The following is a 23,983-nucleotide window of genomic DNA, read 5'->3' as shown; positions in this document are numbered from 1 at the left end:
CCGGACGCGACACCATTCGACATGCGCGGCGTCGAACTGGGACACCACGGCGGGGACTGCAGCTTCGAGACGATCCTGCGCCGCCGCGACCTCACCGATCCCGTCCTGTGGAAGATCGCCGAGATCGTGCACGAGGCCGACCTCGACGACGAACGCTACGACGCCCCCGAAGCCCCCGGCCTGGACGTCGTACTGCGCGGCCTGTCCATGATCCACAGCGACGAGGAGATCCTCACCCTGACCGGACCCGTCTTCGACGGCCTCTACGAGTATCACCGGCGCGCCACCGTGATCGGAAGGGAACCAGCATGACCACCAGGCCTGACGTGCCCGACTCCGACCGCTTCGGCACCGGAGTCGCGGTGCCACGGCTGGCAGCGGCCGTGGCGGTCCGCCACGGCCGCTGCCGGGTCAGGCTGCCGCGGCGGTCTCTGACCGGGGTGTCGGGGCCAGGCGCCCCGAGCGGCCGAGCAGATGGAGGGCAGCCGCGCAGGCCAGGCCGAGGGCAGCCAGGGACAGCCAGGGCAGGGCGGGCAGGCCCGCGCGGCGGGCGGCGTCGAGGGCGGCACCGGTGAAGAGGTTGCCGGCGGCGATGCCGATGCCGCAGATGGTGTTGTAGAGGCCGTAGTGGGTGGCGACGAGCCGGTTGCCGGACAATGCGACGATGGTGTCCATCTCGAAGGGGTAGACGATCATCGTGGCGACGGCGAGCAGCAGCCCGCAGCCGATCGCTGCGGCGACGGTACCGACGGGTAGCAGCAGCGGCAGGAAGGCCGCACCCATCAGGACCAGCCCGGCGGTGATCGCTCGCTGCGGGGTCCAGCGCCGCTTGCACCAGGCGGTCACGCGGGTCTGGCCAACCACGGTGGACAGCCCGGAAACGGCGAACAGTGCGCCGACGGCGACCGTTCCCATGGCCCCGTTGTGGGTCTTCTCGCGAAGGGCCATCGGCAAAGCGAGGTAGACCTGGAAGGACAGGACGTACGAGCCGGTCATGGATGCGGCGAAGAGCAGGAACGGCCGGTTGGCCATCACCTGCCGCCACTGCAGGGCGACGCTCCCGCGCACGCCGTCCTCCCTGCCCCGGGCCTGAGGCAGCGCGCGGAGCTGCACGAGGGTGAGGACGGCGAACACCGTTGCGGAGACCAGGCAGGTGAGCTTGAAGTCGATGCCGGTCAGGGCGAGTCCGACGAGCGGTCCGACCAGGACTCCGGCCTGGTAGAAGACGTTGAACAGGGCGAAGGCCTCGACTCGCCGCTCGCCGGCGTCGCGCGCGAGGTAGGCGCGTACGGCGGGGTTGAACAGCGCACCGGCGAAGCCGGTCGCCGCGGAGGCGGCCAGCAGCCCCGGCACCGAATCGACCACTCCGAGGGCTGCGAAGCCGACGGTGCGCAGGGTGCAGCCGGCCACGATCAGCGGCTTGTAGCCGAAGCGGTCGGCGAGGGTGCCGCCGATCAGGAACATGCCCTGCTGGCTGAAGTTGCGCACGCCCAGAATCAGCCCCACCAGCCAGCCCGCCAGGGCGAGTTCGCCGGACAGGTGCTGGGCGAGGTAGGGCATGAGCATGTAGAAGCCGAGGTTGATGGTGAATTGGTTGAGCAGCAGCAGCTGCACACTGCGGTCGTAGGAGCGGATCTGTCCCAGCATGCCGGTCTTGGTCATCGTCCGGCCTCCGGGGGACGCACGGTCAGGGGATCGGTGACGCGGAGGCAGCGGGTCCAGCGGACGGCCTCCCCGTCACCGGGGTTCTTCAGCTCCTCCGGGTCTTCGGCCGCAGGAGTGTCGAGCAGGCCTTGGTCGCGGCAGTAGTCGTCGTTGTAGACGGTGGACAGATAGCGGTGCGGCCCATCGGGAAAGACCGCCGCGATACGTGTGCCGCGCGGGTGCGTACGGGCTGCCCACCCGGCGACCAGAGCTACGGCGCCAACGCTCCATCCGCCGGACGCGTAGTGGGAGCGCGCCAGTTGGCGGCAGGCCCACACCGCCTCGCCCGGTGCGACCCAGTGCACTTCGGCGAACTGCTCGTACGCGACGTTGCGGGGATGGATGCTGCTGCCGAGGCCGCGCATCAGGCGGGGCCGGGCGGGCTGGCCGAAGATGGTGGAACCGGTAGCGTCCACGCCGATGACCTCCAGGTGGGGGAAGCGCGCCCGAAGGACGCGGCTGATTCCGGCCGAGTGGCCGCCGGTGCCAACGCTGCTCACCAGGACGTCGATCCGGCCGAGCTGGGCGATGAGTTCGTACGCCAGGGGTTGGTACGCGTCGACGTTGTCGGGGTTGTTGTACTGGTCGGGGCACCACGATCCGGGGGCGGCGGCCAGAAGCTCGGCGACGCGCTCTCGGCGGGCCTCCTGCCAGCCGCCGGTGGGGTGCGGGTCGGTGACGATGTCGACCCTGGCCCCTTGAGCGCGCAGTAGCCGGTCCATGTCGGGCTCCAGACCGGGGTCGGTGACCAGGGTCACCGGGTGGCCGTGGATGCGGCCGGCCAGGACCAGGCCGAGGCCGAAGGTACCGCTGGTGGACTCCACGACCGGCGCACCGGGGCGCAGTTCGCCGCGCTCACGGGCTCGGGCGGTCATGTGCAGGGCAGGGCGGTCCTTGATGCCGCCGGGGTTGAAGCTCTCCAGCTTGGCCCAGAAGCCACGCTCGGGCGGGGTGAAGGGTTCGGAGATCCACAGGACGGGGGTGTTGCCGACCGCGCTGGCGAGCGAGCGGCCGGGGGTATTGGTGGGCAGGGCCGTGGTGAACGGAAGGTTCATCGTGACTGCTTTCTGGTCGCGGGGAAGCGCCGTACGACAGCGGCTCACCCCGCCCGCGTGGCGGCGTGCGGGCATGGGTGAGGGACCGACGGCTCGGTCCGGGCGACGGTCTTCTAGATGCGCCAGAGGCAGAGACGGGACTGCGCGGCTGGACCTGCGGATATGCGGGCTACGCGATTCCGTGCGGGCTTCCGGAGGGAGTGCGAGACACCATCGGTGCCGGGCTGGGCTGCGTCGGGAGTCGTCTGTGCGCCGGAAGGCGGGCTCAGGCGGTGCCCGGTCCGTACCCACGACGACTGTGTCGCGTCGCGCGCACAGTGATCGCCCGGCTGGTGCGGGGTGGGCGCGGAGGGCGCGGTGTCGGTATGTAGGGCATGTACGGGCAGCACCGGGTGCACGTGCAGCGGTGAACCGGCAGCAGTGCAGCAGAAGGCGGTGAGCAGCGCCAGGAGCAGCGCCAGCAACCGTCTGCAACAGTGATCATGCACAGAATGGACATTATCCGACCTAGTGACCACAAAGCGTTAGCGAGTGCCCCGTTTGGTTGTCGCGATTCGGCCCGGGGGGGCCGTCGGCGACGCCGGAGCACCCGCCCGTTGGTTAAGGCGGGTGCTCCGTCGGCCTCCCGGTTGGTGGTTGCGCCATTCCTGCCCGTCCGCCGACTGCGCGCCGAGGCGGACGGAAGCCCGGCCGACGGGTCGCGTCTGTTGCGCCTCTGGGTACGGACGTTCCCCGAGCGGCAACCTGCCGATGACCTCAGCCGGCCGCCATCAGGGTGGTCCGGGCCTGACGGCGGGTCAACCGGTACTTTCTTCACGGTGGGTGACGGCCAGGAGGCGGGCGGGGCGAGGCGGGTGGCGTTCAGGGCCGGGCGCAGGGTGGCGCCGTCGCCGGTGGCCCAAAAGTGCAGCACGGACCTCTTGCCAGTTGGGCCGCGAGGCTTCCTGAAGTCGACGCATCAGTGGCAGAGCCGTGACGTCCCGGAAGCCCCCTGACCCCTGTCGACTCCGAACCCGAGAGTGCCGATTGAGCCTGGCATCGCGCACGCAGCCGAGTCTTGGGGTACCCGACATCGCCGGGTAACTCTCGCGTCATGTCCTGGCCAGGCGGCGACGCCAGGGTGCGTGGGCTATATCCCTCCTTGAAGGAGTATGACGCAAGTGCGCAGAACCATGATGCTGGCGGCAGCCGCTGCGATGCTCACGCTGGGCACCGTGACCCCCGCGATGGCCGAACCCGGCAACGGCCACGTCTTCACGCTAGCCGTCTACGGAGATGCCCCGTACGGGACGTCACCCACCGACACCGCTGAGTTCCAGGCGACACCCGCCTTCATCGATTCGATCAACAATGACCCACAGGTCAGCCTCGTCGCCCACGTCGGCGACATCCACTCGGGCAAGCAGTACTGCACGCAGGCCTATGACCAGTCGGTCTACAACCTCTGGACGAGATACCAGAAGCCTTTGGTCTACACCCCCGGCGACAACGAGTGGACGGACTGCCACAAGCCCGCTGAGGGCGGCGGCACTTACAGCCCATCGACGCAGCAGATCAACTACGCCCTCGATCCGGTCACGCATCAGCCGGTCGATTACGCCAGCGGTAATCCCGTCGCCAACCTAGACCTGGTCCGCTCGACCTTCTTCTCCAAGCCCGGCAGCACGCTCGGCAACGGGAAGCAACACGTGCTCTCCCAGGCGCAGGTCTACGACCGGGCGCACCCCAACGACTCGAAGTACATCGAGAACGTGATGTGGCAGGAAAAGGGCATCCAGTTCGTGACGCTCAACATTCCGGGCGGCTCGAACAACGACGCCGATGTCTGGTACGGCGCTCCGTCGCAGAGCGCCGCACAGGCGAAGGAGGTCTCCGAGCGCACGGCCGCCGATCTGCGCTGGCTCGACCGGGCATTCGCGCAGGCTCAGGAAGACCACAGCACCAAGGGTGTGGTGATCCTCACGCAGGCTGACATGTGGGACTTGGACTCGAATACTGCGGCGCACCTGACTGGGTACAACCCGTTCGTGGCGAGCATCGCGTCCCACACGACTCAGTTCGGGAAGCCGGTCCTGCTGTTCAACGGCGACTCACACCAGTACAAGTCCGACAATCCGCTGTCTCCGTCGGCCCCGTGTGTCGGCGAGGTCGCCGGTGGTGGCGAAGGCGCGTGCGCCTCGGTCGCCTCCGCACATCCTGGATACGACGTGCCGAACTTCCACCGGGTGGTGGTGCATGGCAGCACCTTCCCGCTCGAGTGGCTGAAGCTGACCATCGACACGAACGCGAATGCTCCGGCGAGTGCCAACGCCTTCGGCCCGTTCAGCTGGCAGCGGATGACCCAGTCCTGACGTCGCGTCGCTGTGACGTAACCGGGGAGTCGCCTTCTGGCGATCCTGTCAGCGGCCCATGGCCAAACCCGCCTCTGTCGCTTACCTGGTTATTCGCCTTCTCCCCGTGGGGGGACGCGCCGGTCGGCACTGCCAAAGCGCCGACCGGCGGGCTCCGGGCCCGCACCAACCGGCTGGGACGGCCGCACCCTCGGACGCGCGGGCACCACCGCGACCGGCAGCGAGTGCGGCTGCGGATGACATCCGCCCCGGCGGACAAGGCCCACGGCAAGCTCTGGGAAGGAGCGGAGACCGCCCAGCAGACGTTCGGCGACCTCGGTGGACACCGGCCGGCGCTGCTGGCCATCCACGACGCCGGAGACGCCGACACCGGCTACCGGACAGAGCTGAGCGAGCACCTGGACCACCCGGTCATCTCCACCGACCCGATCCTGCGCCACCGGCCGGAGCTGCCCCACGGCTGGTGGCCGGCTCTGTACGGAGAACCGCTGTCGGTCCCGACCAGGCTTCTGTCCCGTCGTCCGGTTCTGGGTGGTCACCACCCACCCTCCACTTATGGCAGGTAAGAGGCCGCGCGAATAGGTGGGGCGGCCTCTAAGAGTAACCGTTGCGTTTTGTGACTCTCCCCCGGATAGATCCGGGGCGCAGGTTCGCCGCGCGCAGCATTGTTCTGGTTTCCCTCTGAATCGGCGAACGAGGGGAACGCTCGGCGGCCTTCCGGACCTCTCGAATAGTGCCCGAAGCACACGGACCACTCCGACGCACCACAAGCGCCCGAGTCGGCGAGAGGAGCCCTGTGTATACGACGACCACGTACCGCAGCCGTGCCATGGCCCGCCCCCGCAGCTGGCCCTACCCCCGCCCCGCACCGTTCCGATCGTGGCCCAGCTGCTGATCTACGCCGGGGCCGCAGCCGTGGTGGGCCTGTGGTGGATGGACACCACCTCGGTGGTGGGTTTCGCCGGTTGGCTGACCAACGCCGGCCGGGTCACCGGCCTGCTCGCCGGTTACGCCTGCGCGGTGCTGCTCGCGCTGATGTCCCGCTTCCCGCTGCTGGAACGGACTGTGGGATCGGACCGCCTCGCCCGCTGGCACGCGCTTGGCGGCCGCTACACCATCTCGCTCACGCTCGCCCACACGCTGCTGATCATCCTCGGCTACGCGGCAAGCGCCCACATGAGTGTCGTCAGTCAGACCACCACGTTCGTCCTCACCTATCCCGACATGCTCAAGGCCACTGCAGGCTTCCTGCTCCTGGTCGCCACCGGGATCATCTCGGCAAGCGCCGCGCGCCGCCGACTGCGCTACGAGACCTGGCACTACCTGCACTTCGCCACCTATCTCGCCATCTTCCTGGCCTTCTTCCACCAGCTCTCCGACGGCACTGACTTCGTCGCGCACCGCCCTGCCCAGCTCGCCTGGTACGCCCTCTACGTCGGCGTGGCTGGGCTGCTGATCTGGTACCGCTTCCTCACCCCGGTGCGGCGGGCGCTGCGACACCGGCTGACCGTGGTCGAGGTGCGGCCCGAGGCGCCCGGCGTGGTGTCGGTCTTCATGACCGGGCGGCACCTGGAGGAGTTGGGCGCCGAGTCCGGCCAGTTCTTCCGCTGGCGTTTCATCGCCCGCGGGATGTGGTGGACGGCGAACCCGTACTCGCTCTCCGCGCCGCCGAACCGGGACTTCCTGCGGATCACTGTGAGGTCCGTCGGCGGCCACAGCGAGGCGCTGACCAGGCTCCGGCCCGGCACCCGGGTGTGGGCCGAGGGGCCGTACGGCGCCTTCACGGCGGCCCGGCGCACAGCGCGCAAGGTCCTGCTGCTGGGCGGCGGCGTCGGCATCACCCCGCTGCGTGCTCTCTTCGAGACGCTGCCCGGCGAGGTCACCCTGATCTATCGGGCGCGCCGACCGGAGGACCTGGCGCTCCGGCAGGAGCTCGACGCCATAGCGGCCGGTCGCGGCGCGACCGTGCACTACGTGGTCGACGAACCCGTCGAGTACTCGTCGCCACTCACCGCAAGGGCGCTGGCCTCCCTGGTTCCGGACATCGCCGAGCGCGACGTCTACCTGTGCGGGCCGCCGGGAATGACGGCCGCGGCGACATCGGCGTTGCGCCGGGCCGGGGTGCCGTGTCGCCGCATCCACCACGAGTCGTTCGCGTTCTGAGCGTTCCGAGGATCCTCGAAGGAGCAGTCCTATGGCGATGCGCCGTGCCGCCATTCTCACCACATCAACCGTCGCGGGCCTGGTCCTGCTGCTGTCCCTCAAACCGCAACAGAGCGTCGTGCCGACGTTGGCCGCTCCGGGCGGCGGTGCCTCGGTCTCCTCGTCCGCGCCGGGCACCAACTCCAGCCCGCCGGGTCAGTCCGGCCGCTCCAGCAGGTCGAAGAGCGGAAGCAGCGGGGGTGGCCCCACCGGCACCTACACCGGCGCCGTCGAGCAGACCCAGTTCGGCCCCGTCCAGGTCGCGGTCACCCTCTCACGCGGCAAGCTGACCACCGTCCGAGCGCTACAGACCCCAAACGATGCGTCGCGCAGCCAGAGGATCGCCGCCTACGCCGTGCCCACCCTGACCCAGGAGGCGTTGGCCGCGCAGAGCGCGCAGATCCAGTCCGTCTCCGGCGCCTCCTACACCAGCCAGGGCTATATGCAGTCCCTCCAAAGCGCCCTGGACAAGGCCGGTGCCTGAAATGTCCGAGGGGACGAAGCCCAAGGCATCCCGAGGCGGTCAGTGGCCGCGCTGTAGGGGGACGGCGCGATCGAGTTCCGCCGGTTTCCGGTCGCAGGGGGTGACGCGGTGGGTGGCGAGGGCGGCGAGGTCGTCGTCGCGGGTGCCGTGGACGTAGGAGCGCAGGTCGTGGTGGAGGTGGTCGAGGAGTTGGCGGGGCGGGGCTGAGGCCCATTGGCGGATGCGCTGGGTGAGGGGGTAGAAGGTTCCGGTGCGGTCGCGGGTCTCGCTGACGCCGTCGGTGTAGAGCAGCAGGCGGATCCCCTGAAACGTCTGTGGGCCGTCGGCCGCACCTCTCCTTCCGGAGGGTGCGGCCGACGGCTCTTTTTTCGCCTTCGGGTTACCGCTTACATACGCCGGCCCCGAGCCGCCGGGGCCGGCGAGGCAGGACGCGGTGACACGCCGGCGGGGAGATCGCGTGCCTTCGTCTTGAGGCCGTAGTTGAAGGGCTCGAAGGCGCGGCTGAAGTACCAGTCGGACTGCGCGACACCGGAGCAGGTGGGGGCACTGACGGTGCCGGGGCAGTCACCGTTGTCGCGCTGGAGCGCCCAGAAGGAGAGGGTGTTGATGCCCTTGGAGACGGCCCAATTCTCGACGGTGACCGCGTCGGCCGTGGTGAACGTCTCGTTGGGCCCGTAGTCATCGATCCCGGGCATCTCGATGACGCCGATCATGTTCCACAGCTTCGCCGATGACTTCGACGGGTACAGCGCGGCCAGTTGGTCGTGCAGGGCGGCCGCGGCCGTCTCGGTGTCGGCCGCCATGTCGTGGTCCAGGCCGTCCCAGTAGTCGAACGTCATGATGTTGACGATGTCCACCCGGGCACCGTTGTCGACGGCGTTCTGCAGCAGGTCCAGGCTGTTGTACTCGAGCCCGGTCGGGGCCGCCGGCAGAGTGTAGGCGAACTGCACGCTGTGGCCGGTGCGCTGGGCCCAGCGCTGGACCTGCGCGATCGCCTTGTTGCGGCGGTCGACCCCGGCGGCGTTGTTGACCGAGGCGCCCTCGATGTCGAGGTCGATCCGGGTGACGCCGTACGTCTTGACCAGGCTTTCGTACACTTTCGCGATGGAGTCGACGCTTGTGCAGCTGTCGGCGAGCTCAACCCCGTTGCCGTCCGCAAAGCCACCGCCGAAGGACGGGATGACATTGCCGCCGCGCGCCTGGATCTTCGCTATGTCGCTGCCGAAGACCGACTTGGAAATCGGCTGGGTCGTCTCACCGTTCCAGTACGCCGTACACGATCCGGGCGCGTCGGTCTGGAGGAAGGCCATCGTCAGGTATTTGTTGCCGGACTCGGCGGCGACCGAGGCCGGGCTCTGGCCGCTCCAGGTCTCGAAGTACGGGGCCGACAGGTGAGGCGGCATGGGTGCCGACGCGGCCGAAGCGGTGGCCTGGGCGGCGCCTCCTCCCAGCACAACCAGTCCGGCGGACACGGCAGCGGTGGCTATGGCCGCCAGTGACGCGCGAACGGTTTTAGATCGTCTCATCAACGCTCCCACAGAGGAAAAGAGCAAGCAGGACAGGACAGAAGTGAGCGCAGAGTCTGTGCGAAATCCGTCCGACCGACCACACACGGCCGCCCCAACCCCCGGGAATGCTCCCGACCCGCCGGACTGCGATCAATGATTGGTCTAGTCCAATCATCTGTCAAGAGTCTTTACTATTAGCTGAGAGGGCGAGGCCCTGCCGGTTCGCGGTCGCCTTGATCAGGCGGACTGCCGTGCCACCAGGGCAGGTTGGAAGATCACAGAGGTGATCGGGCGGTCCGGCTCGTTGATTCGCCGGAGGAGGAGGCGGGCCATTTCGGCGGCCATCTCCTCGACGGGCTGGCGCACGGTGGTCAGGGGCGGGTCGCAGGCGAGGGCGGCGCTGCTGTCGTCGAAGCCGACGACGGCGACGTCCTCGGGGACGCGGCGGCCCTGGCGGTAGAGGACGGGGAGAGCGCCCAGGGCCATCAGATCGGAGGCGACGAAGACGCCGTCGAGGCCGGGGTGTTCGCCGAGGAGGCGCTTCATGGCGGCGGCGCCGCCCGCTTGGGTGAAGTCGCCTTCGACAGAGATGACGTCGGGCCTGCCGTGCTCGGCCATCGCGGCGCGGAATCCGGCGAGACGGTCCTGGCCGGCCGGCATGTCCAGGGGGCCGGAGATGGTGACGATGTTGCGGCAGCCCAGGGCGACGAGGTGGTCGGCGGCGACCTTGGCACCGGCTTGCTGGTCGACGTCGACGTAGCTGATATCGGTCGGCTGGGCGGGGCGAGCGGCCAGGACGGCGGGGAGCCCGGTTCGGGTGAGCATGGAGGGCAGCGGGTCGGCGGCGTGCGAGGAGATGAGGATGGCGCCGTCGACGTGACCCTGGCGCAGGTAGCTGACGAGCTGGGTGCGGGAGGCGTCGTCGTCGGCGAGCATCAGCAGCATCTGGGCGCCCGCCGGGCGCAGGACATCGAGTACGCCGCTGACGACCCTGCCGAAGTGGGGGTCGGTGAACATCCGCCCCAGGAAGGCGTCCGTGACCTCCCGCTGCTCCCGCTCGGAGACGACCAGGGCGATGGAGCCCGTGCGCCGGGTGACCAGGGAGCGGGCGGCCCGGTTCGGTACGTAGCGGGTGTCGGCGATGGCACGCTTGACGGCGCGTCGCATGGCCGGGTCGACGGTCTGCGCACCGTTGATCACCCGGGACACGGTGGCCCGGGAGACGCCCGCCACGAGTGCGACGTCCTCCAGGGTGGCCGGACGGGGCAGCGGCGGCGGATCGGAGCTCATCATGCCTTTATACCCTGGCCACTTACCCGGGAGAGCGCTCCCCCGGAGAGCCGGCCAGAGGGCATCGCATACGAAGTGTCGAGGCATCGGAAACGACCCGCAACCCATCGACGCCCCGTATCCCGTCAAGTCCGGCAAATGGCCTGCGCGTTGGGCGAGTTGAACGTCAACTAATGAAGGCTTACGCCGAATCGCGTCCTACTTGTTGACATGTAAGCAACAGCGCCGCAATCATCGCAAGGACCGAGAGAGCGCTCTCTCAGCCTGGCGACTATCGAGAGGAGACGCCATGACAGGCAGTCCCCCCACCCCCATCGCAAGACGCCTGAGCTACCGCAGCATCGCCCTGGCCGTCGTCTCCGCTCTCGTGGCGGTCCTCGCGGTGGCCGTGACCGGCTCACCGGCCCAGGCCGCCGCGACGCTGCTCTCCCAGGGGAAGACGGCGACCGCCTCCTCGGTCGAGAACGCCGGCACTCCCGCCTCCGCCGCGGTCGACGGCAACACGGGCACCCGCTGGTCCTCCGCCGCCTCCGACCCGCAGTGGCTCCAGGTCGACCTCGGCGCGGCCGCCACGATCAGCCAGGTCATCCTGAACTGGGAGACCGCGTACGCGACCGCCTACCAGATCCAGACCTCCACAGACGGCACCAACTGGACCAGCATCCGGTCCACCACCACCGGCGCCGGCGGCACCGAGACCCTTAACGTCACCGGCACCGGCCGCTACGTCCGCGTATACGGCACCCAGCGCGCGACCCAATACGGCTACTCGCTCTGGGAATTCCAGGTCTACGGCACCGCCGGCACCGCCGACGCGGGCTGCGGCACCACCAACGCGGCACTCAACAAGACCGCCACCGCGTCGTCCACCGAGAACTCCGGCACCCCCGCCTCGGCAGCGGTCGACGGCAACACAGGCACCCGCTGGTCCTCCGCCGCCTCCGACCCGCAGTGGCTCCAGGTCGACCTCGGCTCGAGCCAGTCCATCTGCGGGGTCCAGCTCAGCTGGGAGACCGCGTACGCGACCGCATACCAGATCCAAGTCTCCACCGACGGCGCCAACTGGACCAGCGTCCACTCCACGACCACCGGCCCGGGCGCGACCGAGCTGATCACCCTCTCCGGCACCGGCCGCTACATCCGTATGTACGGGACCCAGCGCGCCACCCAGTACGGCTACTCCCTCTGGGAGTTCCAGGTCTTCACCACCGGCACCACCACCCCGCCGACGAACGGCTCCGTACTGCTCTCGTACGGCAAGCCGGCCACCGCCTCCACCTACCAGGACAGCGCCAACTGCTCCGGCTGCACCCCGGCCAAGGCGTTCGACGAGGACCCGGCCACCCGCTGGGCGACCAGTGACACCAACGGCTGGGTGGACCCCGGCTGGATCGCCGTGGACCTGGGAGCCACCGCGCACATCGACAAGGTCGTCCTGCAGTGGGACCCGGCCTACGCGACCGCGTACCAGATCCAGGTCTCGTCCGACGGCACCAACTGGACGAGCATCTACTCCACCACCACTGGCAAGGGCTTCAAGGAGACCCTGACCGTCGACGGCAACGGCCGGTACGTGCGGATGTACGGCACCGCCCGCAGCAGCGCCTACGGCTACTCCCTGTGGACCTTCGACGTCTACGGCACCGGCGGCAACCCCACCGCTCCCCCGGCTCTCCCGCCGAACCCCGGCAACCCGGAACACGTGGTGTGGAGCGACGAGTTCAACGCGGCCTCCGGGACCACCCCGGACTCCTCCAAGTGGACGGCCGACGCGGGCGCCGGCGTGAACAACGAACTGGAGTACTACACCAACAACAAGAACGCCTACCAGGACGGGAGCGGCAATCTGGTCCTGGAGGCCCGCAAGGAGGTCACCCCCGGTTCCAGCTGCCCCACGGACCCGCTGAGCGGCAGCACGACCTGCCAGTACACCTCCGGCCGGATCAACACCTCCGACCACTTCAACTTCACCTACGGCCATGTCGAGGCCCGCATCAAGGTCACCGGCACCCAGGGGCTGTGGCCCGCGTTCTGGCTGCTCGGCTCCAACTTCAAGACCGGTACGCCGTGGCCCAACTGCGGTGAGATCGACATCATGGAGCACGTCGGCAAGGTCGCGGACTCGGTCTACTCCACCATTCACGCACCCGCCTACTTCGGCGCCGCCGGCTACGGCCTGCCCTACACGGTCGCGGGCAGCGACTTCGCGAGCGCCTTCCACGCCTACGCCCTGGACTGGGACTCCAGCCACATGACCTTCTCGGTGGACGGCAACGCCTTCTTCACCGTGGAGCGTTCGACCCTGGAACAGACCAGGGGCCCCTGGGTGTACGACCACCCGTTCTACATCATCCTCAACAACGCGGTGGGCGGTGACTGGCCCGGCGCTCCGGACGCCTCGACCGTCTTCCCGCAGAAGATGCTGATCGACTACGTGCGCGTCTCGCAGTAACCCCCAGCCCCCCACTCCCCCCACACCCGCAAGAGAAGGGCAGCCACCATGTCCCAGACGCGGTACGCGAGACGACGCCGACGCGCATCGACGTCGAGGTCACGGCTGGCTGCCCTTCTCGGGTTCCTGATGATCGCCGTACTCGGCCTGACGAGCACGCCTCAACAGGCCGTGGCCGCCGATCCCGTCCTGCTCTCCCAGGGGAAGGCCGCGACGGCGTCCTCGACCGAGAACGCGGGCTCGCCCGCGTCCGCGGCCGTGGACGGCGACACCGGCACCCGCTGGTCCAGCGCATTCAGCGATCCGCAGTGACTCCAGGTCGATCTGGGGTCGACCCAGTCAATCACCCAGGTCGTCCTCACCTGGGAGGCTGCGTACACGAAGGCGTTCCGGATCCAGGCCTCGGCGGACGGGACGAGTCGGCCCTGGTCGTCATCCGGCTCTGATTGACTGCCTGCCCGCCGCCGCGTGCGCGCCGGCGGGCAGGCAGTCGGGCAGTCGGGTCAGGCGTGGTGGCGGATCAGTGAACGGACCAGGTGGCAGGTGGTGTTGGACGGCGGGTGCACGCCGATGCGCGCCGCGGTGGAACGTATCCGCACATTGTGGGCCTGGGCGGGGGTGTAGACGCCGGCGTCGAGCAGGGCGATGGCCAGGCGCATGGCCTTCAGCCGGCGGTTGTGGGACACGTACCACTCGCGCGGCTGTCCGGCGGGCAGGGGCTTCTTCTTCGGAGATGTAGTCAGAGGAGTGGTCAGGGTTGCGGAAGCGGTCATGGGCAACCTCCTGAGGCGGTCGGCGAACTCTCGCTCACTCCTTCGATTTTACCCCGTGCCGCTGACAAATCCCCTGATCAGAACCGGACTTCGGATGAGCAGAGCGGCCTCGACGTCGACCTCGCCGACCGCCGCGTAGGTGTGCGGGACGTCTGCGGACCAGCCGACGTGACGGCCCTGCCCGGCCGTCAACGGCACCTCGGCCGGACCGACTTGGGCAGTGCCGGAGAAGACGGTCAGGTACTCGACAGTGCCGGGCGGATGCGGCGGGGAGGTCTGGGTGCGGCCGGGGCGGATGTGGAGGCGGTAGAGCTCGGTGGTGGTGCCGTCGGCGTCTGCGAAGGCCTCCAGGAGGGTGGCGGACACGGCGGCGCCGTGCAGGGTCTTCGCGCCGGGTGTGGTGGGCTCGGGGAGGACGGCGGCCAGGGGTACGCCGAGTTGTCCCGTGAGGGCGTAGAGGGTCTCGACGGTGGGGCGCGTCGGGGATCACCGTGGCGCGGGTCAGCGCGCCGTTCTGGGGGCTCATGGCGGGGCTGATGGCGCTGGCCGCGCCCACGTTCGTACGGAAGCCCGAGCCGGCCTGATCAGGCGACCCAGCGCGGCCGTTCCGCGCCCGGGGACGGCGGCAGGCCGGTGGCGAGGGCGGCGGCCATGCGGCGTACGGCCTCGTCGAGGGTGTCGGCGGGCAGGGTGTACGGGATGCGCAGCCGGTGCTCCAGCGTGCCGGGGTGGGCGGCGAACTGGGTACCGCTCTCGATCCGTACGCCGTAGTCGAGGGCCCGCTCCGCCAGGGCAGAACCGATGGGCTCGCCCAGGTCGACCCAGAGCCCGAGGCCCCCGGGCGGCGACGGGCGGCTCCACTGCGGGAGGTGCCGGGCCAGGGCGGCGGTGAGGGCGGCGCGTTGCTCGCGCAGCCGCTCCAGCCGGGCCGGCATCAGCTCGCCGTCGCGGGCGAGGAGCACCACCGACAGCAGTTGGTCCAGGACCGCGCCCGCCATGTCGGAGGCGACGCGCTGGCCCGCCAGTTCGGTGACGAGCCCGGAGGGGGCGCGCAGCCAGCCGACGCGCAGGCCGCCCCAATGGGTCTTGCTCATCGAGCCGATGGTGATGACGTGGTCGCTCTCACCGCGCCCCGCGACGCTCGCGATGGGCGCCGGCGCGGAGACGTCGAGCGCCATGGCGGTGGTGGTCTCGTCGACGACCAGCAGGGTGCCGGACTGCCGGGTGGCCCGCAGGACCCGGGCGCGCTGCTCGTCGGGCATGAGGCAGCCGGTCGGGTTCTGGAAGTCGGGGATCAGGTAGGCGAGGCGGGGCACGGCCTGGCGGCAGGTCGACTCGATGATCTCGCTGTCCCAGCCGTCGTCGGTGACCGGTACGGGGGCGATGCGCAGCCCGGCGCGGCGGATGGCGTCCAGGGCGTTGGCGTACGTCGGGTTCTCGATCAGCACGCGGTCGCCGGGCCCGCAGAGCAGCCCGAGCACGAGGGTGAGGGCGTGCTGCGCCCCTGAGGTGATCAGGATCTGCTGCGGCAGGGTGGCCAGGCCGCGCGCGGTGTAGCGGTCGGCGACGGCGGCGCGCAGCTCGGGCAAACCGTAGGGGTGGTAGCCGGGGGTGTGGGCGTACTCGGCCATCCTGGGCGTGATCTCGGCGAGGGCGTCGGTGAGCACCTGCTCGGGGATCCCGGGGGCGGCCTTCGCCAGGTCGATGGCGGTGTCCTCGGTGCTCAGCAGCCGGTTGACGGCGGCCGGCCGCAGGTCCTCCGGGAGCGCGGTGAAGGTCCCGGAGCCGCGCCTGCTGCGGGCGTAACCCCTCTCCCGGAGCAGGTCGTACGCCGCCGTGACCGTGGCCCGGCTCGTCCGCAGCGCCGGGGCGAGCTCCCGCTCGGCCGGCAGCTTCACGTGCAGCCCGATCCGGCCGTCCAGGATCAACGCGCCGACCGCCTGCGCGAGATGGCGGTACGCGGGCCGTGCCCCCGCCGGGTCGGGCAGCAGTGCGGCGAGCTGCCGGGCGCCGAGCCGTGTCTCCGTCACCGTGCCACTCTCCCATGATTGGCCATGCCGTCCAGGCCAATCACTCTACAGACTCGGCCGAGTGGACATCAGATCCACCGCCGGCAGTCCGCTGGTAACGGCCACTGGCTACCGCGGGTCACTGCCGCCCCGCCTGCCGGATCGACTCCACCAGCGCGGCCATCAGGTCCACGGCGGGTACCGGCTCCGGGGGCTCGGCCAGCTCCCCGCCTTCCAGCCGCGCGGTCACGGCCTGCTCGAGCGCGGCCGCGTAGTCGTCATGCAGCCCGCCGATGTCGACGCCGGCGAGCTGGTCAATCAACATCTCCGCCATGGCCAGCTCCACGTCCGACACGGGCGCCGAGCTGGTGAGGTCGTCGGGTTCGCGGATCTCCTCCGGCCACCACAGGGTGTGGCAGGCCAGGACGCCAAGGCGCGGTCTGAGGATCGCCAGGCGCTCCCGGGTGCGCAGCGCCAGCTTGGCCACGCCGACGCGGCCGGAGCGCGCGAGGGACTCCACCAGAAGGGCGTAAGGCCGTTGGGCGCTGGGTCCGTTCGGGCCTGCCCAGTACGGTTTGGCGTACATCACGGGGTCGACGTCCTCGATGTCCACGAAGCCCAGCAGGTCGATGGTCTTCCTGGTGGGCAGTGGCAGGTGCTCGAGGTCCTCGTCCCGCAGTACCACCATCCGGCCGTCCGGGGCTGTCCAGCCCCGCGCCACCTCCTGCTGCGAGATCTCCCGGGACTCGGCCTCGCACCACCGCTTGTGCCGCACCCGCGAGCCGTCCGCCTCGTGCACCTCGTGGAAGCGGGGGCGCGCCTCCTGGGTGGCGGAGAAGAGCTGCACGGGCACGCTGACCAGGCCGAAGCTGACGTAACCCGACCAGACAGCGCGCATACTGCCATCCTGAAGGCTCGGCGGTCGCGGCGCGCGGTGGGATGGGCCATAGGGCTTGTGGCTGAGCCGGGGTCCTACCCCTCCCGGGCGCACGGGGTCGCGCGGCTCAGCCGGAACGCAGGCGCTGTACGGGCGCCTGCTACGCCTGCCCCAGGCACCGTCACCGTAGTGCGGCGCGGGCGTGCCGGATCAGGGCTCGGGCGGCGGGGCCGGGCGCGGTGTCCGCGCGCCAGGCGAGGGCGAGTTTGGACCGCAGGGCCGGGGCGGTGACGGTGAGGGGGCGTAGGTCGGCGGTGCGGGCGGCGCCGAGGGATTCGGGGAGGATCGCCACGCCGAGGCCCTGCGCGGCCAGGTCGGCCAGGATGTTCGGGTCACTGGCCTCGAAGGCGATACGCGGCCGGAAGCCGGCCTTGGCGCAGGCGCTGTCGACGGCGGTGCGCAGTCCGGTGCCCCTGGTGAGGGTGATCAGGGCGCGGTCCTGGAGGGCGTCCAGGCGGACCATACGGCTGCCGGCCAGGGGGTCGTCCGGGGCCACGGCCGCGACGAGTGCTTCGTCGACGACGACCTGGACCTCGATCCCCGGTGGGGGGTCCGTGGCCAGACCCACCACGGCCACGTCGAGCCGGCCGCTCTGGATGCCGTCCAGCAGGACGTCGGAGTTGGCCTCGGTGAGGCTGATCTCGACGCCCGGGTGTACGCGATGGAACTCCGCCAGCAGACCCGGCAGGCCCAGCGGCCCGCACGACGCGACCATGCCCACGGCCGCGTGACCGCGCACCAGCCCCGCCAGCTCGTCCACGGCGAGCCTCGCCCCGGTGACCGCCCCGAGCGCCGCCCGGGCGAACGGCATGACGGCGGCCCCAACCTCCGTGAGCCGTACGGTCCGCCCCGAGCGGTCGAACAGCGGCTGGCCCAACTCGCGTTCCAGTTGCCGGATCTGTGCGCTCACCCCCGGCTGCGCCACGTGCAGGCGGGCGGCGGCCTTGGTGAAGCTCGCCTCTTCGGAGACGGCGACGAAGTATTCGAGCTGGCGCAGTTCCATAAGGCCGGATTCTGCCCGCTCGGCCCGACCGGCACGGAGGCAAACGGACAGGCCGCCGCTCGCGCGACGGCCCGGCTTCCTCTCTGGGGTCAGGCGGTTGGCCGGCGGGTGGCCCGCATCAGCATGGCGGCCGCTGCGAGGCCGAGGAGGCAGGTGATGGCGCCGACGATGATGTTGTTGACGATCGTTCCGGTCGTCGGGTTGCTGCCGACGACCCACGGGGCGACGATCAGCCAGACGCCCACTGCGGCCAGGGCCCAGCTCAGGCCGTACATCCTGGCGGGACCCATCGCGAGCCCGAACCCGAGCACGGCGATGGCGATGCCGAGGATGAGGTTGTTGAACGCCAGCTGCGGCTGGGCACCCGAGAAGTGGACCGTCCAGGGGGAGATGGCGCAGTAGAGGCCGGCGAGAAGCACCGGGCCGTCCACGAGAACGACATCCCGCCCGCCCAGCACACGGGCGTAGCGGTCGCGCATCTCCGTCACATCGGGGTGACCGGAGATATCGCCTGGGCGGTGAGAGACGTCGGCCATACGACTCGCCTCCTTCATTTGCTTGCAAGTCTGACCGAGCTGATTCACCACTATTGTGCGCTCATCTTTCCTTTATGGGTATATGTCAATCCCCGTCACTTTCGGTGCAGATGGGTCGCAAGAGTCAGAAGTGACTCGCCGCCCACGCCGCCAGCTCGCTCTGCGCGGCAGCCCGAAGCGCCGCCGACGGCGTGGCCCCCGCCGTGTTGGCGACCAGGGCGTAGTGGAGCGTGCCGGAGGCGGCGGGAGCGGTGAGCAGGAGGCGCCGGCTGCCGGTGCCGCCGGGCTCGGCGGCGGCCGCGATGGGGGTGCCGGCGGGCGCCGCCGAAGGCGAGGGCCGCGACGAGCGCGAGGACGGTACCCAGTAAAGCGGCCCGTCTAGTCATGTCCATTACAGTCGCGGCTGCACGTCACGCCGTCAATAAGGCAGCCTCGGTGCGGGGCCGCCGCGGGCTTGTTGCAGACTGTGCGCAGCCACCCATTGGCAAGCCCCTACACTACGTAGGGTCTGACTCCAGGCCGTCCCACGAACTCCGCAGAGATGGGTCCCATGAGCGCGATCAGTATCAGCCAAGCCGCGGTGCTCGGCGTCGTGGAGGGGGTGACCGAGTTCCTGCCCGTGTCCTCGACCGGCCACCTCAAGATCACGGAGGGGCTGATGGACATCCCGGTCAACAACCCGTCGGTGGTGGCCTTCACCGCGGTCATCCAGGTCGGGGCGATCGCCGCGGTGCTCGTGTACTTCTTCAAGGACATCGTGCGGATCGTCTCCGCCTGGTTCCGCGGCCTGCGCAACCGCGAGGAGCGCTACCACCACGACTACAAGTTCGCCTGGTGGGTCATCTACGCGACCATCCCGATCGTGATCGTCGGCCTCGCCGCCAAGCCGCTGATCGACGGCGTCCTGGGCTCACTGTGGGTGGTGGCGGGCTCCCTGATCGTCGGCAGCATCGTGATGTGGTGCGCGGACCAGATGGGCCGCCACAAGCGAAGTGAGGACGACACCACCTTCAAGGACGCGATGCTCGTCGGCTCCTCCCAGATCCTCGCGCTGCTCTTCCCCGGCTTCTCCCGCTCCGGCGCCACCATGTCCACGGCCCTCGTCCTGGACCTCGACCGCGTCGCCGCCACCCGCCTCTCCTTCTTCCTCGGCATCCCCGCGCTCACCGGCGCCGGCCTGTACGAGCTCAAGGACGCGGTCGGCGCCGGCGTCGGTGCCGCGCCGCTCGCGGTCGGCACGCTGGTGTCGTTCCTGGTCGCTTACGCGTCCATCGCCTGGCTGCTGAAGTTCGTGGCCAAGCACTCCTTCAACGCGTTCGTGATCTACCGGCTGATCATCGGCGTGCTGCTGTTCGGCCTGCTGGGCACCGGCGTGCTCAACGCCTAGGCGTACGACCCGAGAGGGCCAGCGCGCGCTCGAAGGCGGTCGCCGAGTCCGGGTCCGGCAACGGGACGGGCTCGGCAAAGCCCTCGTACTGGCGGTAAACCTCGGCGTGTTCGTCCACGACCTCGAGGATCAGCTCCCCGAGCCCGTCGGAGCAGCGGTACTCCTGGCCGGTGGCCCGGGCCACGTCCCAGCCGTGCACGACGGTCTCCTTGACGACGAGCGAGGCGATCTCGGCCGCCGGCATCTTCGCGAAGCCGAGGTCCACCTCCCCCTCCCACACCGCCGGGTCCGCCCAGGCCGCGACCGCGCGGTCCAGCTGCGCCGCGTACGCCTCCGCCCAGTCCGGGTCCGCGGCGAAGTCGCGCTCGGTGAGCGCCTCGGGGAGCTGCTTGCGCAGGGCGCGGTGCTCCAGGCCGTGGGAGGCGTAGAGGACCCAGTGGTTGACCAGCGTCCGCGTGTCCCACTTGTCGCAGGGGGTCGGCGCGGACAGCTGGTCGGGCGTGACGCCACGGGCGATACGGGCCGCCTCGGCGGCGGCTTCGGTCATGTATGCGTGCAGGTTCTCCATGGGTGTCTCCATGGATGGGACGCTAGGGGCATGGGCGGAGGCTGGTCTTGAACAAACGCGACATGGGCCGCGGCGTGCTCCACCCCGGCGAGACGGCGCAGGTCAGCACCCTCGTACGGCACGAGCCGGGGCCCGAGGCCGCGCCCTACGTGGAGTTCTACTGGCACGTCCGCTGGGATCTGCGCGGCAGGCCGCCGTACGAGACGAAGGTGCTGGCGCATCCGAACGTCCACCTGGTCTTCGAGGAGCCGGTGCCGCTGGTGTACGGCGTCGACCGGGGGCTGTTCGTACGGCGCCTCGAAGGCGTGGGCCAGGTGCTCGGCGTGAAGTTCCGGCCGGGCGCCTTCCGGCCCTTCGCCGGCAGGCCCGTCGCGGACTTCGCGGACCGGCGGGTGCCCGCGTCGGAGGTGTTCGGGCCCGAGGCCGAGGTGACCGGCCGCACGGTCCTCGGAACCGGCCAGGACGGCGCCGCGATGGCCGGCCTGGCCGAGAGCTTCCTGCTCCCCCGGCTGCCCGCCCGGCCCGACCCGGTCGCGCTCGAGGTGGGGCTGATGGTCGAGCGGATCACCGCCGAGCCCTCCACGTTCCGCGTCGACCAGGTCGCGGCCGACCTCGGCCTGTCGGTACGGCGCCTGCAGCGGATCTTCGCCGAGTACGTCGGCGCGAGCCCGAAGTGGGTGCTGCGCAGGGCCCGGCTCCACGAGGCCGCCGCCCGCGCCGACCAGGGCGTCGGCATCGACTGGGCCGCCCTCGCCGCCGACCTCGGCTACGCGGACCAGGCCCACCTCACCCGCGACTTCACAGCGGCGGTCGGCGACCCGCCCGCCCGTTACGCCGGGCCGGGGCGGCAGGGCCTTTCGTAGGACTGTCGGGCACTCGCCGCGTGTACAACCGGCCATGACGTATCGGATCGCACAGGATAAGGCGTCACCTTCTGGGTGAATTCGCTCATTCCGGCACGTGAAAGGGCACCGATCGCCATGACCAGCACTCGCACGGTCCGCCGCACTCTTCTCGCCGCCGCCGCTCTGGTGGCGGCTTTCACCATCCCAGCGGCCGCGCAGCAGGCGCCACCGCCCGGGCCGCAGGGACCGGGGCCGGCTGCCGTCGTCCGGAGCGGCATCACGGGCTCGCCGACCGACCAGGTGGCGAGCTTCTACGGCGCGTACATCGACGCCGTCCACGACTCGAGCCGCAGCCGGCTCACCGGGGAGCTGCGCAAGCACTACCTCACCGGCAGGCTGCAACAGCGCCTCGCGATCTGGGAGCATCGCTCCCACGCGGACGGTGTGCTGCGCGCGCAGAACGTGCCGACCGCGTGGGCGGTCAAGTACGACAAGAGTGATGCGGGCCACGTGTGGAGCCTCGTACGGCTCACGTGGGGCAGCGGCGCGCAGCGCACGTTCAGCTACCTGAGCGTGCAGTCCGACTTCGCCGCGAAGCGGATCTCGGACATCACGTCGATCCCCCATCCGGCAATCGGCACGGGCGCGCAACCGCACGACCAGCAGAGGCCGGGCGAGCAGCACAGGCCGGGAGCCGGTCCGGACTCCAGGCCTGGGCAGGCCTCCAGGCCTGGGCAGGACTCCAGGCCCGGCCAGGCCTCCAGGCCCGGCCAGGCCTCCAGGCCCGGCCAGGCCTCCAGGCCCGGCCAGGATTCCAGGCCGGCCACCGGCTACGGACCGGGGCAGGACTCGAAGCCGAGTGCGGACCACCCGACCAAGGGCTGACCGCGGACGGGCCCACGGCGGTGACCGGCACAACCGCACCGCCGTGGGCCCGGCCGACATCTGAGTATCCGCACTCATGCGCTCGGCGGCCGCGCCCGGCAGGCTGCACCGCATGAACGAGATACGACGGACCGACCGCGCGGTCGCCGCGGGCCTGGCGGTGGCGGGCGCGGTGGGGGTGGCCTGGCTGGCCGGGATGGTCTACGTCATCGCAGCGTGGTCCATGGCCGGCTGAACCGGCAGCTCCAGAGCCTCGGCCCCCGGCGAGCGCCGCGGGCGACGGGGTACGTACGCGGCCGAGGCGCCGCCCCGGCCGCGATGGACGAGCAGCCCGGCGACCGGGTCCGGAACGGCGTCGAGAGCCGCCCGGGTCCCGGGGCGGGCGTGCCACGCCTGCCAGTGCTCCTCGGTAGCGAAGCGCAGCTCGAAGACCACACCCCAGCTGAACCCGTGCCATTCCCACGCCAACGCCCGGTTCGTCACAGCCGATTCGACGAGCGCGGGCGCATACGCGTCACGCCACCCGGCAGCCGGGGTCCCGGGGGCGTTCAGGACCTCGATCGACCACCAATCCGCAGCCATACCATGACGATAGGCACCTCCGCCCCCGGCCGCCAGAGCTATTCGGCGGAAGCCAGAAGTTCCGTGACACGTAGGGCGAAGTGGGCGTCGCAGGGGTGGGGGCGGCCGGTGCGGGCGGCTTCGGTGAGGGCGTGGATGGCGTTGCCGAAGGCCACGACGGGGCCGGCGCCACGGCCGGGGAGGGTGAAGACGCCCGCTGTACCGCGTAGTTCGACGGCGACGCCGGCGGCCTCGGGCGGGGCGGTGAGGCTGAGGGTGGCGGTGCTGGAGGCGCCGCCGGTGTGCCGGAGGACGAGGTGGACGGTGTCGCCGGGGCCGGGGGCAGCGGTCAGTTCGGTGACGTCGCCGAGGACGGGCAGCAGGGCGGACAGGGCATGCGGCCCGACGTCCCACAGGGCGCCCTTCTCGCGGCGCCAGGGGGAGGCCGCGAACGGGCTGTCGCCGGCGGAGAAGACCGAGCCGAGCCAGTCGGCGCGGGCGGTGAACCAGCCGTCCTCCGCCGCACGGGCGTCGATCCAGGCGGCGGACTCGGCCTCGAAACGCAGGGTGAAGAAGACGACGGACGCGACCCCGGCCGCCCGCGCCGCATCGGCGACCTTGCGCGCCGCGTCGGCGGTCGTGGCGAGCGGCTTGTCGAGCAGGAGGTGGCGGCCGGCGGAAGCGGCCCGTACGGCGAGGTCCGCCTGCACGTCGGGCGGCAGCGCGATGGCGACGGCGTCCACGTCGGCGAGCAGCGCATCGACGTCTTCGTACGCCCGCGTGCCGTGGCGCTCCGCGAGCGCGGCGGCGGCCTCGGGACGGCGGCCCCACACGCCGGTGAACTCGGCGTCGGGGTGTGCGGCGAGTGCGGGCGCGTGGGCGATGTCGGCCCAGGGGCCGGTGCCGAGAAGTCCGAAGCGCATGATTACGACTCCGTGTGGCGTACGTACGCCGGGCCGAGGTCGGAGACGTCGACCGAGGTCGAGACGCTCAGTCCGGGGGTGGCGGCGGTGTGGCGGCGGGCCAGGTCCAGGACGGCGGCGGTGAGTTCGGACTTGGTCTCCGGAGTGCGCCCGGCCAGCAGTGCCAGCTCGATGTGGATCAGGGCGTGTCCGGGGGCGCCGTCGGCGATGACCGCCTCGTCGACCCGGCGGAAGCGGGTCTTGCAGGCCTCCACCTTGGTCGTGGCGATGTCGGCGACGAGCGGGTGCAGTTCGAGGGCGAAGGCCTGCCGGTCGAACGCCTCGGTGAGGGTTTCGGTGTAGTCCACTGTGATGTGCGGCATACCCCCACCCTATTACCGGTGATTACCGGGGCTCCTGTGGCCACCCGGCTCGCATTCCCAGACATTCGTAGACTCGTTCACAGTGGGTTAACACCGGGGCAATGGTTGAGAAATCGCAGGTTGTGACGCTGCGGCATAGCCCAATGCA

The 23,983-nt window shown here is 70.4% G+C and carries 27 protein-coding genes; 12 read left to right on the top strand and 15 right to left on the bottom strand.

All coding sequences use genetic code 11. The features are described from left to right. A partial coding sequence (locus EFK10_RS37890) for a chromate resistance protein ChrB domain-containing protein (RefSeq protein ID WP_127360181.1) occupies window positions 1-312 on the top strand: 312 nt, incomplete at its 5' end. Window positions 313-411: 99 nt separating this feature from the next. On the opposite strand, the gene EFK10_RS37885 is transcribed toward EFK10_RS37890, so the two are convergent. Together EFK10_RS37885 and EFK10_RS37880 are read right to left on the bottom strand one after the other, a co-directional pair. Then, complete coding sequence (locus EFK10_RS37885; protein WP_240677717.1) at window positions 412-1,662, bottom strand: MDR family MFS transporter; 1,251 nt, start codon at window positions 1,660-1,662, stop codon at window positions 412-414. Continuing rightward, window positions 1,659-2,759, bottom strand: coding sequence for a PLP-dependent cysteine synthase family protein (locus tag EFK10_RS37880; protein ID WP_127360180.1), 1,101 nt, complete (start codon window positions 2,757-2,759; stop codon window positions 1,659-1,661). Before EFK10_RS37880 ends, EFK10_RS37885 begins: the two co-directional genes overlap by 4 nt. 1,160 nt (window positions 2,760-3,919) lie before the next feature. Between EFK10_RS37880 and EFK10_RS37875 the strand changes: the two genes are divergently transcribed. From EFK10_RS37875 to EFK10_RS37860, 4 genes are all read left to right on the top strand, one after another. Beyond that, window positions 3,920-5,110: a metallophosphoesterase gene (locus EFK10_RS37875; RefSeq protein ID WP_164836311.1), complete on the top strand. Its 1,191-nt coding sequence runs from the start codon at window positions 3,920-3,922 to the stop codon at window positions 5,108-5,110. Between the two features lie 236 nt (window positions 5,111-5,346). Beyond that, window positions 5,347-5,676 carry a hypothetical protein gene (locus tag EFK10_RS37870; protein WP_127360179.1) on the top strand — a complete coding sequence of 110 codons (330 nt, stop codon included), beginning with the start codon at window positions 5,347-5,349 and terminating at the stop codon, window positions 5,674-5,676. A gap of 280 nt (window positions 5,677-5,956) precedes the next feature. Beyond that, window positions 5,957-7,273 (top strand): ferredoxin reductase family protein, encoded by a 1,317-nt coding sequence (locus tag EFK10_RS37865; RefSeq protein WP_240677721.1) that lies wholly within the window; start codon window positions 5,957-5,959, stop codon window positions 7,271-7,273. A gap of 31 nt (window positions 7,274-7,304) precedes the next feature. Then, window positions 7,305-7,796: an FMN-binding protein gene (locus tag EFK10_RS37860; RefSeq protein WP_127360178.1), complete on the top strand. Its 492-nt coding sequence runs from the start codon at window positions 7,305-7,307 to the stop codon at window positions 7,794-7,796. Window positions 7,797-7,835: 39 nt separating this feature from the next. Here the strand turns inward: EFK10_RS37860 and EFK10_RS51325 are convergent, their stop codons facing one another. The 3 genes from EFK10_RS51325 to EFK10_RS37845 form a co-directional block, all read right to left on the bottom strand. After that, window positions 7,836-8,087, bottom strand: coding sequence for a SpoIIE family protein phosphatase (locus tag EFK10_RS51325; protein ID WP_240677720.1), 252 nt, complete (start codon window positions 8,085-8,087; stop codon window positions 7,836-7,838). Between the two features lie 95 nt (window positions 8,088-8,182). Further along, entirely contained in the window at window positions 8,183-9,322 is a 1,140-nt protein-coding gene (locus EFK10_RS37850; RefSeq protein WP_127360177.1) for a chitinase, read from the bottom strand. A gap of 219 nt (window positions 9,323-9,541) precedes the next feature. After that, window positions 9,542-10,594 carry a LacI family DNA-binding transcriptional regulator gene (locus EFK10_RS37845; RefSeq protein ID WP_127360194.1) on the bottom strand — a complete coding sequence of 351 codons (1,053 nt, stop codon included), beginning with the start codon at window positions 10,592-10,594 and terminating at the stop codon, window positions 9,542-9,544. A 289-nt stretch (window positions 10,595-10,883) separates the two neighbouring features. On the opposite strand from EFK10_RS37845, the gene EFK10_RS37840 reads away from it, so the two are divergent. Genes EFK10_RS37840 through EFK10_RS53585 form a run of 3 tightly spaced genes read left to right on the top strand, consistent with a single transcriptional unit; the run spans window position 10,884 to window position 13,496 of the window. After that, window positions 10,884-13,046, top strand: coding sequence for a discoidin domain-containing protein (locus EFK10_RS37840; protein ID WP_127360176.1), 2,163 nt, complete (start codon window positions 10,884-10,886; stop codon window positions 13,044-13,046). Between the two features lie 48 nt (window positions 13,047-13,094). Next, complete coding sequence (locus tag EFK10_RS53590; RefSeq protein ID WP_407647227.1) at window positions 13,095-13,358, top strand: discoidin domain-containing protein; 264 nt, start codon at window positions 13,095-13,097, stop codon at window positions 13,356-13,358. A 12-nt stretch (window positions 13,359-13,370) separates the two neighbouring features. Further along, on the top strand, window positions 13,371-13,496 hold the full coding sequence (locus tag EFK10_RS53585) for a hypothetical protein (protein WP_407647230.1): 126 nt from the start codon (window positions 13,371-13,373) through the stop codon (window positions 13,494-13,496). 53 nt (window positions 13,497-13,549) lie between these two features. On the opposite strand, the gene EFK10_RS37830 is transcribed toward EFK10_RS53585, so the two are convergent. The 6 genes from EFK10_RS37830 to EFK10_RS37805 all read right to left on the bottom strand — a co-directional run bounded on the left by EFK10_RS37830 (window position 13,550) and on the right by EFK10_RS37805 (window position 18,304). After that, complete coding sequence (locus EFK10_RS37830) at window positions 13,550-13,819, bottom strand: hypothetical protein (protein ID WP_127360175.1); 270 nt, start codon at window positions 13,817-13,819, stop codon at window positions 13,550-13,552. 48 nt (window positions 13,820-13,867) lie between these two features. Further along, on the bottom strand, window positions 13,868-14,185 hold the full coding sequence (locus tag EFK10_RS37825) for a cupin domain-containing protein (protein ID WP_127360174.1): 318 nt from the start codon (window positions 14,183-14,185) through the stop codon (window positions 13,868-13,870). A gap of 218 nt (window positions 14,186-14,403) precedes the next feature. Beyond that, window positions 14,404-15,849 carry a MocR-like transcription factor YczR gene (gene yczR / locus EFK10_RS37820; protein WP_127360173.1) on the bottom strand — a complete coding sequence of 482 codons (1,446 nt, stop codon included), beginning with the start codon at window positions 15,847-15,849 and terminating at the stop codon, window positions 14,404-14,406. A 118-nt stretch (window positions 15,850-15,967) separates the two neighbouring features. Then, window positions 15,968-16,726 carry a non-homologous end joining protein Ku gene (gene ku, locus EFK10_RS37815; protein WP_127360172.1) on the bottom strand — a complete coding sequence of 253 codons (759 nt, stop codon included), beginning with the start codon at window positions 16,724-16,726 and terminating at the stop codon, window positions 15,968-15,970. Between the two features lie 160 nt (window positions 16,727-16,886). Then, complete coding sequence (locus tag EFK10_RS37810; RefSeq protein WP_127360171.1) at window positions 16,887-17,768, bottom strand: LysR family transcriptional regulator; 882 nt, start codon at window positions 17,766-17,768, stop codon at window positions 16,887-16,889. Window positions 17,769-17,857: 89 nt separating this feature from the next. Continuing rightward, window positions 17,858-18,304, bottom strand: coding sequence for an SPW repeat protein (locus tag EFK10_RS37805; protein WP_127360170.1), 447 nt, complete (start codon window positions 18,302-18,304; stop codon window positions 17,858-17,860). A 550-nt stretch (window positions 18,305-18,854) separates the two neighbouring features. Between EFK10_RS37805 and EFK10_RS37795 the strand changes: the two genes are divergently transcribed. Further along, complete coding sequence (locus tag EFK10_RS37795) at window positions 18,855-19,691, top strand: undecaprenyl-diphosphate phosphatase (protein ID WP_127360169.1); 837 nt, start codon at window positions 18,855-18,857, stop codon at window positions 19,689-19,691. Here the strand turns inward: EFK10_RS37795 and EFK10_RS37790 are convergent. Beyond that, window positions 19,681-20,271 (bottom strand): TIGR03086 family metal-binding protein, encoded by a 591-nt coding sequence (locus tag EFK10_RS37790; RefSeq protein ID WP_240677716.1) that lies wholly within the window; start codon window positions 20,269-20,271, stop codon window positions 19,681-19,683. The two genes, EFK10_RS37795 and EFK10_RS37790, sit on opposite strands and share 11 nt — an antisense overlap. A 50-nt stretch (window positions 20,272-20,321) precedes the next feature. Between EFK10_RS37790 and EFK10_RS37785 the strand changes: the two genes are divergently transcribed. The 3 genes from EFK10_RS37785 (at window position 20,322) to mmpA (ending at window position 22,224) form a co-directional block, all read left to right on the top strand. Next, the gene (locus EFK10_RS37785) at window positions 20,322-21,122 is read left to right on the top strand and encodes a helix-turn-helix domain-containing protein (protein ID WP_127360192.1); all 801 of its coding nucleotides are present in this window, start codon (window positions 20,322-20,324) and stop codon (window positions 21,120-21,122) included. 117 nt (window positions 21,123-21,239) lie between these two features. Next, entirely contained in the window at window positions 21,240-21,989 is a 750-nt protein-coding gene (locus tag EFK10_RS49030) for a hypothetical protein (protein WP_206305745.1), read from the top strand. 112 nt (window positions 21,990-22,101) lie between these two features. Beyond that, window positions 22,102-22,224: a morphogenic membrane protein MmpA gene (gene mmpA / locus EFK10_RS52370; protein WP_265737589.1), complete on the top strand. Its 123-nt coding sequence runs from the start codon at window positions 22,102-22,104 to the stop codon at window positions 22,222-22,224. On the opposite strand, the gene EFK10_RS37775 is transcribed toward mmpA, so the two are convergent. Genes EFK10_RS37775 through EFK10_RS37765 form a run of 3 tightly spaced genes read right to left on the bottom strand, consistent with a single transcriptional unit; the run spans window position 22,191 to window position 23,835 of the window. Next, window positions 22,191-22,571, bottom strand: coding sequence for a hypothetical protein (locus EFK10_RS37775; protein WP_127360168.1), 381 nt, complete (start codon window positions 22,569-22,571; stop codon window positions 22,191-22,193). The two genes, mmpA and EFK10_RS37775, sit on opposite strands and share 34 nt — an antisense overlap. 38 nt (window positions 22,572-22,609) lie before the next feature. After that, window positions 22,610-23,473, bottom strand: coding sequence for a Gfo/Idh/MocA family protein (locus EFK10_RS37770; protein ID WP_127360167.1), 864 nt, complete (start codon window positions 23,471-23,473; stop codon window positions 22,610-22,612). 2 nt (window positions 23,474-23,475) lie between these two features. Further along, entirely contained in the window at window positions 23,476-23,835 is a 360-nt protein-coding gene (locus EFK10_RS37765; protein ID WP_127360166.1) for a 5-carboxymethyl-2-hydroxymuconate Delta-isomerase, read from the bottom strand. Between the last annotated feature and the right edge of the window lie 148 nt (window positions 23,836-23,983).

The organism is Streptomyces soli, from assembly GCF_003999195.1.
Classification (GTDB): Bacteria; Actinomycetota; Actinomycetes; order Streptomycetales; family Streptomycetaceae; genus Actinacidiphila; species Actinacidiphila soli.
Note: the sequence above shows the minus strand (reverse complement) of the source record. Positions and strands in the feature narration are given on the sequence as shown.